17 protein-coding genes and 1 other annotated feature are annotated in these 16,220 nt (G+C 50.8%); all 17 genes read right to left on the minus strand.

Annotation, left to right across the window (positions count from 1 at the left end):
• Positions 1-59: 59 nt before the first annotated feature.
• Positions 60-360 (minus strand) — a binding site (T-box leader).
• 68 nt (positions 361-428) lie between these two features.
• The 17 genes from BBD42_RS28415 to murD all read right to left on the minus strand — a co-directional run bounded on the left by BBD42_RS28415 (position 429) and on the right by murD (position 16,151).
• Positions 429-926: a DivIVA domain-containing protein gene (locus BBD42_RS28415; RefSeq protein WP_046230429.1), complete on the minus strand. Its 498-nt coding sequence runs from the start codon at positions 924-926 to the stop codon at positions 429-431.
• Positions 927-1,013: 87 nt separating this feature from the next.
• Entirely contained in the window at positions 1,014-1,802 is a 789-nt protein-coding gene (locus BBD42_RS28420; RefSeq protein ID WP_056041611.1) for a YlmH family RNA-binding protein, read from the minus strand.
• Positions 1,803-1,829: 27 nt separating this feature from the next.
• The gene (locus BBD42_RS28425; protein ID WP_056042062.1) at positions 1,830-2,078 is read right to left on the minus strand and encodes a YggT family protein; all 249 of its coding nucleotides are present in this window, start codon (positions 2,076-2,078) and stop codon (positions 1,830-1,832) included.
• A 34-nt stretch (positions 2,079-2,112) separates the two neighbouring features.
• Complete coding sequence (locus tag BBD42_RS28430; RefSeq protein WP_046230426.1) at positions 2,113-2,568, minus strand: cell division protein SepF; 456 nt, start codon at positions 2,566-2,568, stop codon at positions 2,113-2,115.
• 3 nt (positions 2,569-2,571) lie between these two features.
• Complete coding sequence (locus BBD42_RS28435) at positions 2,572-3,288, minus strand: YggS family pyridoxal phosphate-dependent enzyme (RefSeq protein WP_099520897.1); 717 nt, start codon at positions 3,286-3,288, stop codon at positions 2,572-2,574.
• 5 nt (positions 3,289-3,293) lie between these two features.
• On the minus strand, positions 3,294-4,148 hold the full coding sequence (pgeF, locus tag BBD42_RS28440) for a peptidoglycan editing factor PgeF (RefSeq protein ID WP_099520898.1): 855 nt from the start codon (positions 4,146-4,148) through the stop codon (positions 3,294-3,296).
• Positions 4,149-4,181: 33 nt separating this feature from the next.
• Positions 4,182-4,460, minus strand: coding sequence for a YlmC/YmxH family sporulation protein (locus BBD42_RS28445; RefSeq protein WP_046230423.1), 279 nt, complete (start codon positions 4,458-4,460; stop codon positions 4,182-4,184).
• A gap of 273 nt (positions 4,461-4,733) precedes the next feature.
• On the minus strand, positions 4,734-5,516 hold the full coding sequence (gene sigG, locus BBD42_RS28450; protein ID WP_056041617.1) for an RNA polymerase sporulation sigma factor SigG: 783 nt from the start codon (positions 5,514-5,516) through the stop codon (positions 4,734-4,736).
• A gap of 102 nt (positions 5,517-5,618) precedes the next feature.
• The gene (gene sigE, locus BBD42_RS28455) at positions 5,619-6,341 is read right to left on the minus strand and encodes an RNA polymerase sporulation sigma factor SigE (RefSeq protein ID WP_046230421.1); all 723 of its coding nucleotides are present in this window, start codon (positions 6,339-6,341) and stop codon (positions 5,619-5,621) included.
• A 5-nt stretch (positions 6,342-6,346) separates the two neighbouring features.
• Positions 6,347-7,351 carry a sigma-E processing peptidase SpoIIGA gene (gene spoIIGA, locus BBD42_RS28460; RefSeq protein WP_237163261.1) on the minus strand — a complete coding sequence of 335 codons (1,005 nt, stop codon included), beginning with the start codon at positions 7,349-7,351 and terminating at the stop codon, positions 6,347-6,349.
• A 257-nt stretch (positions 7,352-7,608) separates the two neighbouring features.
• A complete protein-coding gene (ftsZ, locus tag BBD42_RS28465) occupies positions 7,609-8,742 on the minus strand; it encodes a cell division protein FtsZ (RefSeq protein ID WP_099520900.1) in 1,134 nt (377 codons plus the stop codon).
• A 16-nt stretch (positions 8,743-8,758) separates the two neighbouring features.
• The gene (gene ftsA, locus BBD42_RS28470; protein ID WP_056041624.1) at positions 8,759-10,006 is read right to left on the minus strand and encodes a cell division protein FtsA; all 1,248 of its coding nucleotides are present in this window, start codon (positions 10,004-10,006) and stop codon (positions 8,759-8,761) included.
• Between the two features lie 354 nt (positions 10,007-10,360).
• Positions 10,361-11,110, minus strand: a complete 750-nt coding sequence (locus BBD42_RS28475; RefSeq protein ID WP_099520901.1) for a cell division protein FtsQ/DivIB — start codon at positions 11,108-11,110, stop codon at positions 10,361-10,363.
• 84 nt (positions 11,111-11,194) lie between these two features.
• Positions 11,195-12,472, minus strand: coding sequence for a UDP-N-acetylglucosamine 1-carboxyvinyltransferase (murA, locus tag BBD42_RS28480; RefSeq protein ID WP_099520902.1), 1,278 nt, complete (start codon positions 12,470-12,472; stop codon positions 11,195-11,197).
• A gap of 15 nt (positions 12,473-12,487) precedes the next feature.
• Positions 12,488-13,393, minus strand: coding sequence for a UDP-N-acetylmuramate dehydrogenase (gene murB, locus BBD42_RS28485; protein WP_099520903.1), 906 nt, complete (start codon positions 13,391-13,393; stop codon positions 12,488-12,490).
• A gap of 170 nt (positions 13,394-13,563) precedes the next feature.
• Complete coding sequence (gene spoVE / locus BBD42_RS28490; RefSeq protein WP_099520904.1) at positions 13,564-14,661, minus strand: stage V sporulation protein E; 1,098 nt, start codon at positions 14,659-14,661, stop codon at positions 13,564-13,566.
• 44 nt (positions 14,662-14,705) lie between these two features.
• Positions 14,706-16,151: a UDP-N-acetylmuramoyl-L-alanine--D-glutamate ligase gene (gene murD, locus BBD42_RS28495; RefSeq protein ID WP_099520905.1), complete on the minus strand. Its 1,446-nt coding sequence runs from the start codon at positions 16,149-16,151 to the stop codon at positions 14,706-14,708.
• Positions 16,152-16,220 lie beyond the last annotated feature (69 nt).

Below are 16,220 nucleotides of genomic sequence, written 5' to 3' on the forward strand. Positions count from 1 at the left end.
TTATAAGGGTGAAGCTTATATAGGCTTATATTTTCAAAAAAATAAAGCCCCGCCCCTGTAGAAGGGACGAGGCTTGCTCGCGTTACCACCCTTGTTCCGTCAACGTAGCTGCATAAGCAGCCAAAAAGACGGCACCTTTGGCGTGAATGCCTTAGCATCCACGGTCCTTGTAACGGAGGACGGACCGTCAGCCCTTACTCCTTCTACCTTACAGCCGTAAATCGCAGCTGGTCAGGCAAAGTTTCGGCGCCGCTTCTCGGAGATGATATTCTGTAACTGCTTGAACGTCGTCTTGCAGCAAAGCAACGACTCTCTGGGGATCAAGCCACGATACATACTCGTTCTCGTCAACGAAGTTTCACATCTGAACAATCATTAATCCTATTTATAGCGTATCGTCGCCCCGTTGTCAATTCGCTTTGTGCGGATTAACCTCGGGAAAGCTGTTCCAGCTCAGGATGCTGGCCTGGATCAAGCGTTCTCCAATCGTCCTGGCTCAGCAGTTCCAGCTGCGCTTCTACAAGCGTCCGGAACCGTGCACGGAAGATCGATGCCTGCTTCTTCAGCTCCTCAACCTCAACCGATACTTTGCGCGACTTGCTCAGCGAGTCATTAATAATGCGATCCGCATTTTTCTCCGCTTCCTTGATGATCAGCTGCGCTTCCTTCTTCGCATTGTTTCGAACCTCGTCAGCCGCCTCTTGTGCGACGATAATCGTCTTGCTCAGCGTCTCTTCGATGTTCGAGAAGTGGTTCAGCTTCTCCTGCATATTAAGGATCTGGTTCTGCAGCTCCTTATTTTCGCGGATTATCGTTTCATAATCTTTAATGACCTGGTCAAGAAATTCATTGACCTCATCCTCGTCATAGCCGCGCAACCGGCGACCAAATTCCTTATTATGTATGTCCAATGGCGTTAACGGCATCGGCGCACCTCCTCGACTTATTTCCATACCGGAAAACATTTGCTGTGGAAAGGATTCGACAACCGCCAGCAAAATCCTGCAATAGGGCTAAATAAATTTGCCCACCTTCAGCCGAATTCTGCCTTTCTTCGTCACGCCATCCGCCTCCATAACTTTAAATCGGCCCAACCCTTTTATAGATACGACATCGCCTTCGCGCAGCTGCTCGGACGGGTCCTCCACCGTTTTCCAGTTCACCCGGCATCTGCCGGCGCGAATGGGATCTACAATTTTTGTACGGCTAATCCGGTGCACATCGCTCGCAATGCCGTCCACTCGCATCGAGGCTACTGTAAAGCTCATTTCCTGCAGCTCTGGCACGACTGGCGACAAGGAAGACAGTGGAATGATTTCGGTCAATACGCTCGCCCGGTGCACCTGCCTTAAGTGAACGTTCAAATAATCCGCAATGTCTTCCGTCATCATAATGTGAGCGAAAGTTTCATGGACATGAATGTCCCCTACCCGGTCACGCTTGATGCCCAGACCCAGCAGGGCGCCAAGGTAATCGCCATGATCGAGCTGCTGGCTTGTCCCGCCCGGGCCGCTGACCTGTACCTCCAGCACAGCAATTGCGGCAAGCTCCTGATCCAGATCGCGGTAATCCGGCCCAATAATGGCCCGGCAGCGCTCTGCCTCAGGGTAGCCGCCATCAAGCCGCAGCTCCACATCCGGATGGCGATTGACGAGGCTTTGAACGATCTGAGCCTGTCTCGGGTCCAAAAAATCGGTCCGCTTCAGCTCATGCTGCTGTGCGGACCGCTCCACCCATTCCCACGCCCGGTCAACGAATGGCTTCTCGTCCGGGTGGAAATGGTCATATATAGGTAATTTCATTGAAATTCCCTTCCTAACTTTTGAAATCTAGCCCGGCAGTATAAAGCCTACTACCGCAATGAGCCCCATTGCCACAAAACGAAGCGCAAAAATCGCTACGATTGGGGAAATATCAATCATGCCGCCAATCGGTGGAATGAAACGGCGGAAAATGCCTAAGTACGGCTCAACCAGCTTGCCTAAAAATACGCCAATAAAGCTTTCGCGCGCATTGGGCAACCACGACATTAACACATAACCAATAATCATAAAGCTGTAAATACTTTGAAGGTTCATAATGAGCCCTGATACACTACTAAACAATCGGTGGTCACCTCATTTTGGAGTATTCATTGTCCTCTGCCATCATTTCCGTAATCGACCCTTGAATTTCAACCGAATCCGGCGTACATAGGAAAATGTTCGGGCCGAGCTTCGATATATTGCCACCCAAAGCGTACACTGTACCGCTGAGGAAATCAACAATGCGAAGCGCCAAGTCGGTACGCACACGCTGCAGGTTTACAATGACGGCACGGCGCGAACGCAGATGATCGGCAATATCCTGCGCCTCATCATAGGAGCGCGGCTCGCTTAAGATAACTCGTACATTTTTCTGCGAATGTATGCTTACGATGTTGTTGCCCTTTGTATTTTTACGTGCTTCGAACGGAGAGGTTTCAATTTCATGGTCTGGCTCCTCCGGCTGCGCGCTTCTTTCCCGTTCAATGATCTCTTCTTCCTCCTGCAAACCAAGAAAATTCATAAACTTATTCATAACGCCCATTCGTCATCCCTCTTTTCCAACTAGTATCGTTCCTAATCTAATCCACGTTGCGCCTTCTTCAATCGCGACCTCAAAGTCATTCGACATGCCCATGGAAAGTTCCGTCAGCGGAGCATTCAAAGCCACTTCCCTATTCATCTTATCCCTCAGCTCCCGCAAAGCGCGGAACACAGGCCGGGTCTGCTCAGCTTCAGCCTCATAAGGCGCCATCGTCATCAAGCCTACCGGCTGTACATACTGAAAGCCTTTAATCGCTTCCAAAAGCTCCGGCAGCTGCTCCGGTTCAAGGCCATGCTTGGAGTCTTCGCCCGATACATTAACCTGAATCATACAGGGCACCTGCACGCCAAGCTGCGCTGCTCGCTTCTCGATCGCCTGTGCAAGCGACAAGCGGTCCAGCGAGTGAATGTATGTAAACTTCCCTATGACATCTTTAACCTTATTCGTCTGCAGCGAACCGATGAAATGCCAGATGGCTTGTCCATCGCCTCCTTCGGCTGCATCGCCGCTAATGGCTTCCCACTTGGGCAGCGCGTCCTGAAAGCGGTTTTCGCCTAAATGGCGCAGCCCCTCTTCAAACGCCTGAACAGCTGTAGCGAGCGATACATATTTAGTCACCGCAATAACGTTCACATCCTCCGGCTTACGACCGCTTCTCTCGCACGCTGCATCGATCCGGCGCTGTACTTCTGCTATCCGCTCTGTTAATGAGCTATCCAATTTCGTCACCTCTTCGCAATCCCAATCCAGCTGGCCATTCGTCCTGTTTTGCCGCCCTCCATCCGGTGGGAGAAAAACAGATCCTGACGACAGCCAGTACACCACTGTGTTAATTCGATATGGATCGGCATAATTCCTGCTTTTATCATAATCTGACGGTTAATTTCTTTCAAGTCGACCATCGCCTTGCCATTTGGCAGCAGCTTTATTAGCGAATTACGCGCTTCTTCGCCGCTCAGCTCGAAAGATTCGAGCAAAGGAAGCACCTTGCTGATGACCGTTTGGTCAACCTCATAACAGCAGCCGCCAATCGCTGGGCCGATAGCGGCACGCACATTGTCCGCTCTAGTGCCATATTGCGCGGCCATCGCCTCTAGCGTCGCTTTAGCAATCTGCGCGACGGTCCCTTTCCAGCCTGCATGGGCAAGCGCTACCGCCTGATGCTCCGGATCATAAAAATAAAGCGGCACGCAATCCGCATAAAAAGATGCGAGCAAAATGCCCGGCACATCCGTCATCAGGGCATCGGTATCCGCAATCGCATCGCTGCGGGACTTCCTGCCCCGCCCAGCGTCCTGCTCGGTTACTTTATATACATCAGCGCCATGCACCTGCTCCGCGCAGGTCCACGCCTCGAAGGGAAAGCCGACCGCATCAGCAACCTGCTGGCGGTTGCGAATAACGTCGCGATCTGCATCGCCGACATGGAGCCCCATATTCAGCGTCGCCCAAGGCGCGGCGCTTACACCGCCATCGCGGCCGGTAAATCCGGCTGTCAGCTGATTATTTTCATCCAACCAATTAGACAACAAAAAAAGCGAAGGATTCTTCGCTGAATGATTCCACTTAAAAGCTTCCATTCGGGTCATCACCTCTTTATGCAGTTTACCCTGTTATCCTCTTGCGTGCAAATCCTCTTCCTCTAGACGCTGCTTCGTTTCATCCATGCGTACGAGCACTACATCCGCCCCGATTTTCACAATGTTGCGCCAAGGAATGACGACCTCGCCGCCTGGCCCGCCAAACAGCCCCATAAAGCGGCTATACTGCGGAATGACGATGGAATCGATGCGTCCCTGCCTCAAATCCAGCTCCAAATCGGTAATATGCCCAAGCTTCTTGCCATCCACAATATTAATGACATCCTTCGTCTGAAAATCAGATATCTTCATCGTCTGCTCACCACTTTTCCAGCGGGATGAATAACCATTTTTATGACCGGGCATGCTGTACTGCCCTGCTTCGCCTAGCCGTGCTCTCTTTTATATCAGTATATGTAAGACGCGCCCAAAATGTCCTCTTTCGCAAAATAACTACGTTTAGCAGCATCCGGCGGGCATAAAAGCATTAAAAAGACCGGACATTAATGTCCGGCCTGCTTCCCATAGGGCGAGCTGCGTGAAAGCCAAACCTTCCACGCAGCTCGTCATCTTTGTCTTGAGCGTCTACGTCTTGACATACTTCTGCATTTGCTGGATCGCCGACTTTTCTAGGCGTGATACTTGAGCCTGCGAGATGCCGATTTCATCGGCAACCTCCATTTGCGTCTTGCCTTCGAAAAACCGCATCGACAAAATCATTTTTTCCCGATTATTCAGTTTATGCATCGCTTCGCGGAGCGCGATTTCCTCGATCCACGACACGTCTTTGTTTTTGTCGTCGCTAATTTGATCCATGACATAAATCGGATCGCCGCCGTCATGGTAAATCGGCTCAAACAACGATACCGGGTCCTGAATCGCATCAAGCGCGAACACCACATCTTCTTTTGGAACATTCAGCATTTCGGAAATTTCAAAAATCGTCGGCTCGCGCGAATTTTGATTCGTCAAGCTGTCTCTGGCTTGCAGCGCTTTATAAGCGATATCCCGCAAGCTACGAGAAACTCTAATCGGGTTATTGTCGCGCAAATAACGGCGGATTTCCCCAATAATCATCGGGACAGCATAGGTGGAAAATTTGACGTTCTGGCCAAGATCAAAATTATCTATCGCCTTCATAAGTCCAATGCAGCCGACCTGGAATAAGTCGTCTACAAACTCTCCCCTATTGTTAAACCGTTGAATGACACTGAGCACAAGCCTCAAGTTGCCATTAACCAATTTCTCTCTGGCTGCCCACTCATTGCGGGTTTGCAAAGCGGTGAACAGCTCCCGCATTTCAACATTTGTCAGGACAGGCAGTTTTGCGGTATCCACTCCACAGATCTCGACTTTATTTCGTGCCAACGTGATTACCTCCCAAGGAGAAACATTAATGTTCATTATCTCCTCGGACGCCCGAAATATTCCTGCTTTGCCCTCCGCTTTGCAAGTCTATGGATTGCCCTTTTATACCATTTTGTTGAACTCCTTGCGCAGCCGCTTAATTATGCGTTTTTCCAAACGCGAAATGTAAGATTGAGAGATACCGAGCAGATCGGCAACGTCCTTCTGTGTTTTCTCTTCCCCGTCCGCCAGCCCGAATCGCAGCTCCATAATGATGCGTTCACGCTCCGTCAGCTTGTCGAGCGCCTTATGCAGCAGCTTGCGATCGACCTGCTCCTCAATGTTGCGGTAAATCGTATCGTTTTCCGTTCCGAGCACATCCGACAGCAGCAGCTCATTGCCATCCCAATCAATATTCAGCGGCTCGTCAAAAGAGACCTCGGTGCGCGTTTTATTGTTGCGGCGCAAATACATGAGAATTTCATTTTCGATACAGCGCGATGCATAGGTGGCCAGCTTGATTTTTTTCTCAGGATCAAACGTGTTGACCGCTTTAATTAAGCCAATGGCGCCGATCGACACCAAATCCTCAATGTGAATGCCTGTATTTTCGAATTTGCGGGCAATGTATACGACAAGCCGCAGGTTGCGCTCTATGAGCATCGCCCGGATAGCCGTATCGCCAGAAGGCAGCTTGCCCAGCAAATATTCTTCTTCTTCCCGAGTCAAGGGAGGCGGCAGCGCCTCGCTTCCACCAATATAATAAATCTCTTCGCTTTTTAGTCCGAATAAAAATAAAGTCCGATAATAATATAACTGCAGAACCAATTTCCACTTGACGAGCATCCGGCCTATCCCTCCCCGATAATCGTAGTTTTTTCAGTCTCCTGTTTCACATCCGCTTGCGGGGTCTGCACAAGTGCCGGATGAATAATCGCCTGATACGAGCTGTCTGCTGTCAGCTTGCCGCCATCGAGCCCAATCAACACTTTTTTCGCTACATAACTGCAGCCATCCCGCTCAATTCGGACAAAATCCGGCTTTAGGGCCAGCATAAATTGCGAGCCGCGGTTGACGCCGCGGTAAGGAATGAGGCGCAATCGATGCTGCCAAATAAACACTTCTTCGCCCATGCCTGCTACCAGACGATCCACCTCGGCCTCACGAATGCTTTGCAGCCATGAAGGTGGCAATTCATTTTGCCAAAGAGCGGCTTCAACGACCATTACCGGAGTTCGTGACAACGGATCATAGAGCTGATTGCCCGTATCAATCAATCCGATGCAGCGAAATTCCTGATTTTCAATATGAATACTTACATCGGCAAGATGAGTTTGCACCAACTCCCTTTCACGACGCTGCGTCAACACGGTGCGGTATATATACAGCCCGATACAAAACGCTGCAAATAAATAAATAAGGCTCATTTTCAGTTCAACATGCATGCTTCCATCGACAAAGGCAATCGTTCTCCATACTTCTCCCGAGCCCTGCATCAGCAAATAATAAATGCCGATGATCGCTCCTGCCGCCACAAAATTCACGGCATAAAAGGCTGCCGTCGTGCGAAGAAAATGCTGAATCGACCCATAACCAAAAGCAATCCACAGCATCAGCATCGAGATGCCTAGCTTGACTACTAAAGTAAACAGGACGGACAGCATCGGAAACAGCATAAGCACGACGTAGCTGGCTCCTACACTTGCAGCGGCGAGCACCCGCCATGGCTTGGCACGAATGTTCCTCGCCCATGCTGTCGTCAGCAGCAGCCCACCGTCGACCAGCAGCTCCCGCACAAACATGACATCGACATATACAGCCACAATCGTCACCTTCCCGCGAATTCCGTCCGCCAAGCTTGCTTCATAGCGCCGGTGAGAACGATTGAGACTAGTATATTAAAATCCTATTTCAAAGTCTGTCTAATCATGACGGGGTGAGCCATCTTTTTTTGTCGAGCGAGCAAATAAAAAACGGCAGGACAAGCGGTCGTTTGACAGCGGCAAAAGTGTTTATGCCTGGCTCCTTCTAGGCATAGGAAACGCAAAAAAAGCCCGCTTCCCCAAAATAATATGGGGAAAAGCGGACTTTCTTATAATAGATAAACGGCCATCTAGCGATCGCTGCGTGGACGGTTGCGCAAAAAGGCTGGAATCTCAAGCTGGTCGCTCGAGGTGCTTGCGCCAAAAGGCTTGACAGACGATGTCGAAGCAGGCGCGGAGGTCGGACTTGCCGGCTGGCGAGTCTCTGATTCTCCTTGCTGCTGCGGCGAGCGTCTAGCAGCCGGAGCGCCCTTGTGCTCAAAGCCAGTCGCAATGACGGTTACTTTGATTTCATCTTTCAAATTATCGTCAATGATGGCGCCAAAAATCATATTCACTTCCGGATCGGAGGCGGAAATAACAATTTCAGCTGCTTCATTAACTTCATACAAGCTCAAGTTGCTGCCGCCTGTAATGTTCATAATAACGCCGCGTGCGCCATCAATAGACGTTTCCAGCAGCGGGCTCATAATCGCTTTTTTCGCTGCTTCTGCTGCACGGTTCTCACCGCTGGCTTCGCCGATTCCCATCAGCGCAGAGCCGCGCTCTGTCATAATCGTCTTAACGTCTGCGAAGTCAAGGTTGATAAGACCAGGTACTTGGATCAAATCGGAAATACCTTGCACCGCTTGGCGAAGCACGTTATCCGCTTCACGGAACGCTTCCAGCATAGGCGTCTTCTTGTCGACAATCTCAAGTAGACGGTCATTTGGGATAACGATCAGTGTATCTACTTTTTCTTTAAGCGCTTCAATGCCCATTTCCGCTTGTGCGGCACGCTTGCGGCCTTCGAAGGTGAATGGACGGGTTACAACGCCTACAGTCAGCGCTCCGCATTCTCTTGCGATTTCAGCAATAACAGGCGCAGCACCTGTTCCTGTACCGCCTCCCATACCTGCGGTAACGAATACCATGTCCGAGCCTTTCAGCTGGTTGAGTGCCAGATCACGGGATTCCTCAGCCGCTTTCTTCCCCACTTCCGGGTTAGCGCCCGCGCCAAGTCCGCGTGTCAGCTTATCGCCGATTTGCAGCTTGTGCTCGGATTTCGCCAAATGCAGCGCCTGAGCATCCGTATTGACGGTAATGAAGTCAACACCTTTTACCCCATTTTCAATCATTCGGTTAACCGCATTGCTGCCGCCGCCGCCGACGCCGATTACTTTTATTTGAGCGAGCTGCTCCAATTCCATGTCGAATTCCAACATCATCAATTTCCCCCGATCAAATAAATTCGTTAAACATATTTTTTATCCGTTCGAACATACCGGGTTTGGATGAAGCGGTGGAACCCGTTTTGCGGCTGCTTGCGGCTTTTTTCACTGTGCTGGTTGTTCCGCGCACTCCCATATATTTCGATACGTATTGAATCATTCCCACACCGCTGCTGTAAGCGGGGTCGCGCACGCCGATATAATCCGGAAGTGCCACGCGCACGGTGGATTCAAGCTCTGCTTGAGCAAGTGCCAATGTGCCCGGCATTGTCACTGCTCCTCCAGTCAGCACATAGCTGCTGACCTTGTCATGATAACCAAGACGACGAACCTCTTGCTTGATCAGGCTGAAAATCTCCTGCATCCGAGGCTCGATAATGCTCGCCAAATCGACTTGAGAAAATTCCTTCTCAACATTGCTTCCCATACGGAGTACTTTGAACTTCACATCTTCCGCAGCATCGCCAATGTAGGAACAGCCATATTTCAGCTTGATTTTCTCCGCTTGATCACTTTGGGTACGCAAGCCGTAAGCGATATCGTTCGTTACGTACTCTCCGCCGATAGGAAGCGTAGAAGTCGCCGCAAGTCCGCCCTGCTCGAAAATCGTAATCGTGCAGGACCCTGCTCCGATATCCGCTAATACAGTACCCATCGTTTTCTCGTCTTTCGTCAGCGATATGACGCCGGATGCCAATGACATCAAGATGACGCCGGAAATGCGTAGTCCTGCTTTCTCCACACATCGCATCAAATTATGTATCGCTGTCTTAGCACCTGTTACAATGGTGGCTTCCACTTCCAGACGCACGCCGATCATCCCCCGAGGATCGGATATGCCTTCCAGTCCGTCTACCAAATATTGCTTAGGCACTAAATTAATAATCTCGCGTTCAGGCGGCAAAGCTACTACTTTCGCAGCCTGCACAACTCTTTCAATATCTTCCTCGCCAATTTCACGGTCCTCATTGGATACGGCAACTACGCCATGATTGGTTTGCAAAGCAATATGATTGCCTTGAATCCCTACATAGACGTCTGATATTTGAATACCTACCATTCGTTCCGCATGCTCAATTGCATTACGAATAGACTGAACGGTCTGGTCGATATCTACAATAGCTCCTTTGCGAATACCCTCTGAGTCGGCAGATCCAACTCCAATAATATTAATGGCTCCGTTATTCACTTCGCCAATAATAGCACGAACTTTGGATGTACCGATGTCTAAACTGACGATGATGTCGTTGCTGCTCACCCCGCGGCACCTCCGTTTCAACTTATAAATTATACAGCTTGTATCAGTTTAATCACAAAACGCCTTTTTACATATTCAACGCAGTTAATAGTATCCCTCTTTTTTAGGCACTATTTTTCTAACTCTATATGAATTTTAATTTCATCAAGGTGAAACGGCTGTCGCGATCCTTTAGCGGCGCGGCGCGTTTCATTCCGGGAAATATAGAGAAAGGATGGAGAAATCATATCCTTTCTTATATTTTAAAAAATACTCATATGGTGTTTAAGCGCCATGCACGTCGTTTTGCTTTCTTTTTTAAAAGTCCGCCTATAAAATTTTATCACTGTTTTCTTAAAATGAGTAGTCTGTTTTTCAACTGCCCTCTTCATTTTCTGGATCTGTCTTAATAAAGGAATCATACGTATCGGCGAGCAGCAGGGTGATTTTCCCAGGCTCCTGCGTTTCAATGACCGCATTCATCGTTTCAATTTTCTCGCTCAGCAGGGAAATAGCCGTTACTACCTCGAATTTCGTGCGCGTGTAAATTTTGATGCGGTCAGGATACGCCTTCGATGGATATGGCATAATTTCGGATAAATCAGACAGCTGCTTCGCCGGGATTTTGCCAAGCTGCTCCGCTAGCTCTACGCGATATTCATCCCCCTGCTTCCAGCCAGACAATACAGGCTTATTGACCAATAGCTCCTCATTAGCAGCTGGAAGCTCTGACCCGTTCGCAAGCAATGCTGTCAAATTGCCATCGCTTAACAGCTCAAAGGCGACTACCGGATATTCCTCTACCGTAATCGTTACCTTCCCAGGGAAAGCTTTGTCGACAGTAACCTTGTTAATAGTTGGAATCGCTTTAACCGCTTGCTCAATCGTTGCTGACGTTGTGCCGAAAAAAGCGTCACCCACCGATATGGCGGCAGCCTGTCCAATTTCTGCAGTCGTCGTATAGGCAGTGCCCTCAATATGAATCTCCGAAATTTTGCTAATAGAAGAATTAAAAAATAGCACGGACAGCAAAATGACAAACAGCAGCACAAGCACGCTAAGCAGCTTGCGATTGCCTTTTCGTTTGCCAACCGGTTTTTTCAGCACTGGCATCGGCGCGCTCATAACTTGTCCCTTCTTTCCCCAAAAACATCCGGTTCCCAAATAGCAGGAGCCGGGAGTTTCTATTCAGGCGCTTGTTCGCATACACTAGTTATTAGGAACATGAGGAACAGGAGAATTGCGAGAAATCCTTGCTCCCAGTTTGCTTAACATCGTTTCAATGCGATCATAGCCCCGATCAATATGATGAATTTGCTCCACTACCGTCTTTCCTTGCGCAGCGAGGCCCGCGATTACAAGCGCTGCTCCTGCCCGCAAATCCGTTGCTTCCACCGTCGCTCCATAAAGACGGGGAACGCCCCGGATAAAAGCCGCATTCATATCAACCCGTATATCCGCACCCATTCGCGATAGTTCGTCAACATGCCTCAGCCTGCCTTCGAAAATCGTCTCCTTCATAATGCTCGTTCCGTCTGCAAGCGCCAGCAGCACCATCACTTGAGATTGCAGGTCGGTTGGAAAAGCAGGGTATGGAGAAGTAACAATTCGTTCAATGGCTTTGGGGCGGGATGCACAGCTGACTTTTATTATATCATCGTGGGTAGTGATTTGAATACCTGACCTGCGAAGCACGTGTATTAAGGAAGACAAGTGGGAGGGGCATGTATTCAGAAGAGTAATTTGACCGCGCGTAGCAGCCGCGGCAACCATTAAGGTGCCGGTTACAATTCGATCAGGAATGACCTTGTACGCACATGGAGAAAGCGAGTTCACGCCATTGATCGTAATCGTATCCGTACCCGCCCCGATCATCTCGGCGCCCATCGCATTGAGAAACCGCTGCAAATCTTGAATTTCCGGCTCGCGAGCAGCATTCGTAATCATCGTTCGCCCTTCAGCAAGCACCGCAGCCATCATAATATTTTCCGTCGCTCCGACACTAGGGAAGCTTAGATGGATATCAGCTCCTTTGAGACGGTCTGCCCGGCAAATAATGCGATTGCCCGCTTCTTCAATTTCGGCACCGAGCGCCCGAAGTCCCTCCAGATGCAAATCAATTTTGCGCTGCCCAATTGCGCAGCCGCCAGGCTGATACACCTGCACTTCACCAAATCTCGCAAGAAGCGGCCCCATTAGAAAGATGGACGAGCGCATCTGCCCCATTAACTTTTCCGGCACATGGGTTAGGTGCATGCTTTCCGTATTCAGCTGTACCGTATCGCCCTCATGCTCCGCATGGCATCCGAGTTCCCGCAGTATGCTGAGCATGACGTCGATATCCAGCAGCTTCGGCACATGTTCCAGCGTCGTTTCGCCTTCAGCCAACAAGCTGGCTGCCAATATTGGCAAAGCGGCATTTTTCGCTCCTTGGATAACAATGGTTCCTGAGAGTGGTTTCCCGCCTTCAATCACCAATTTGTCCAATGTCTCACCTCCGAATTACCGCTCACCCACCACCAGCACTTCCGGCACCAAGCTGATCCCATATCGATCTACAATGACGCCTTGAATATGAGCCATGAGGGTAAGCACATCTTCAGCTGTCGCTTGCCCGGTGTTGACGATAAAATTGGCATGCAGCACGGATACTTCGGCTGCACCTACACGGAAGCCTTTAAGCCCCGCCTCCTCGATCAATCTGGCAGCATAATCGCCTGGCGGATTGCGGAAGACGCTGCCCGCACATGCCAGCTGCAGCGGTTGCGTGCGCAGCCGCCTTTCCTTGTAAGAGGCCAGCGTTGCAGCAATTTCCTGACGGTCTCCAGGCGTAAGCTCGAAGGTCGCTGAAAGCACGAGCCCTTTGCGCTCATGGAGCACGGAGTGTCGGTAAGAAAATTGCATATCCTCGGGTCCGTAGGTTACCAATTCACCATTTTCCAGCACAATCTCAGCTGATTTGAAAATACGCGACACATCCGATCCATGCGCACCGGCATTCATATAGACGGCCCCGCCTACCGTTCCCGGAATGCCCCCGGCAAATTCCAAGCCCGTCAGTCCTTCCTTGCTGGACATCACAGACAGTTTAATGAAGGAATAAGCCGCTCCGGCATGAACGGTGTTCCCGTCGAAGCGCACATAATCCAGTCCGCCCCGCGGCTTAATTACAACGCCGCGAATGCCTTTGTCGCTCACCAGCATATTGGAGCCGCGTCCCAAATGGGTCCATGGTATGCCGTTTTCATGAAGCAGCCGGACAGCTGACATTATTTGCTCCTGTCCATCCGGTATAATAAGAATATCGGCAGGACCGCCAATTTTCCAAGTAGTATGATTTTCCAGCCGTTCATTAACGAATACTTTACCAATTTTTGCATTCTCCAACAGCTCAGCTACATGTTCCATGCTGTCTAACCTCCTTCTGCTTCAAGGTGAAGAACAGGCTCACTCGGCGATGGTCACGATTTATAAGAGTATCCTATGCCTCATGCCCGGGTAGTGTTACAAATGCCTATAGCGCCCACTGTTAAGCCCGCTTATTGTGCGGAGCAAGCTTCGCTAGCCTAGTTGTTCCTTCACCTTGAATAACGTGAAATATTAAGTAAAATGCCCAGCGATGTGAGCAGAAGCGTAAGCGATGAACCGCCATAGCTGACAAGCGGCAGCGTAATGCCCGTAACAGGCATCATGCCGATAACGACACCGATGTTGATAAGCACCTGAACGCCGATAATGCTCGTGATGCCAACTGCGAGCAAGCTGCCGAACGTATCAGGCGCGTAAATCGCCGTTCGAATGCCGCGCCAAACCACAATCATAAACAGCACAATAAGTGCCGACCCTCCGATAAAACCAAGCTCCTCTGCAACGATGGAGAAAATAAAGTCCGTTTGCGGCTCCGGCAAATAGCTGAACTTCTGCCTGCTCATGCCTAGACCAAGCCCGACCAGCCCTCCTGGTCCAATCGCATATAGCGATTGAATAATTTGATAGCCTGAGCCGAGCGGATCCGCCCACGGATCTAGGAAGCCCGAGATGCGCTGCAGCCGGTAGGGAGCGGCCAGTATAAGGCCGACAAGCCCTGCCATGCCTGCTAGCGCGAGCAAGCCCAAATGCTTGAGCTGGGCGCCTGCGGTAAAGATCAACAGCAGCGATGCCGCGACCATGACCGCACCGGAGCCCAAGTCGGGCTGCAGCATAATAAGGCCGAAGGCGAGCAGCGCCATCCCGAGCGGAGGCAGCAGCCCCTTGACGAACAGCGTAATCGTCTGCTGCTTCTCGGAAAGCCATTTTGCCAAAAATAAAATCATCGCCAGCTTCATGAATTCGGAAGGCTGAATGCCGAACGAGCTAATGCCGAGCCAGCTTCGCGCACCGCCGCGCACGACGCCCACGCCGGGGATCAGTACGATGATAAGCAGCACGAAGCAGATGATCAAGGCGATTTTTGCCCATTTGCGCCATACGAGATAATTCATATTCATCGTGAAGATGAGCGCACAGGCGCCGAGACCGGCAAACAGCAGCTGGCGCTTGACGTAATAATAGCGGTCTCCGAATTCATGAAAAGCGAGCACTGCGCTCGCGCTGTATACCATAATGATTCCGATAGCCAGAATGAGCGCAATAGAGACGATCATCCATACGTCCGGGGCAGACCTGGCTTTGGCCATAGCGTACACCTCTTTGCATGTAAAAGTAGGGACAAGCCCCCTACTTACAAGGTATGCGCCGAATCTTTAAAAATGCGCCCGCGCTGCTCATAGGATGTAAACATATCCCAGCTGGCGCAGGCAGGCGACAGCAATACGATGTCGCCCGGCGCTGCCAGCGCGGCTGCCTGCCGCACGGCTTCGCGCAAAGTCGCTTCGGCGCTGTCTTCAGGTTCGACCAAACGAACGCCCGCTAAACCTGCCAGCTCCGCAACATGTCCAAGCTTGCCGCGCGTCTCGCCTAGCGCCACAAGCCCTTTGAGCCGATCGCGGAACAGCGGCAGCAGCTCCATGTAATCCGAGCCGCGATCAAGGCCCCCAGCAATAAGTACGATTGGCGCAGTCAACGATCCAACGGACATTATAGTCGCCGTCGGATTCGTTGCCTTGGAATCGTTGTAGTACTTGACCCCTTTCACTTCGCCTGCATACTCCAGCCTGTGCTCTACACCTTTAAAGCTCCGCAGCGTCTCGGCAAGCTGCTCTGGCAATGCACCGGCCGCTAGGCATGCTGCAATGGCTGCAAGCGCGTTTGCCGCATTGTGGCGCCCTGGGAGGCCCAGTTCGCCCACTTCAAGCAGCTTCGTTTCCGTCCCATCCTGCGTGCGCCATACGATATGGCGTACGTCAGCAGCTTCATTTTCCGCGGGAGAAGCGTTTGCAGCGCTCTTAACATATGGAGGCTCAATTGCTAGCCCATAGCTTAGCTTCTCATAAAGCGAGAAGGGCATAATGGTCGCTTTCAGCTGATCAGCGAGCTGCCGGCAAACCGGATCATCCCAATTCAGCACAGCCGTATCTTCCGCCGTCTGGTTGGCAAACAGCTTTGCCTTCGAAAGTATGTAATCTTCCATGCCGCCATGATAATCCAGATGCGTCTCTACTAGATTGAGCAGCAGGGCGATGCGGGGACGGAAACCGTTTGTCCCTTTAAGCTGAAAGCTGCTCAGCTCGGCAACAAGCCAGTTGTCTTCTGTCGCCTCTACTGCTGCTTCGCATAACGGGCGGCCAATATTGCCAGCCACAATGGGATTTTTACCTGCCGCCTCCAGCAGCTCGCCGATCCAGGTTGTCGTTGTCGTTTTGCCATTCGAGCCTGTAATGCCAATAATCGGTGCCGGCGAAAGCCAATAGGCCACTTCCACCTCGGTCACAATTTCAACGCCTGCTGCTTCGGCTTGCACAATGGGCGGAGTTGAATAAGGGATACCCGGATTTTTCACAAGCAGCGCTGTATCAGCCGAAATGAGGTCGTCTGGATGTGAACCGCAAAGCACAGAAATGCCCAAAGCGATTAACTCATCCGCTTCGGGACATTGGTCTTGCTCTTTTTTATCGTTTACTATTACCTCCGCCCCATAGGAATGAAACACCTTTGCGACGCTTACCCCGCTTCTTGCCAGGCCAAGCACCACAACGCGGCGGCCCCGGTATGATGCCGGATGATCCATAAAATGACAGCTCCTTGTAAAGGCCAGCAGCATGAGACTCGCAATGCCACGATCCACCATGGGATCGGG

The sequence above is a fragment of the Paenibacillus sp. BIHB 4019 genome (assembly GCF_002741035.1).
GTDB lineage: Bacteria > Bacillota > Bacilli > Paenibacillales > Paenibacillaceae > Pristimantibacillus.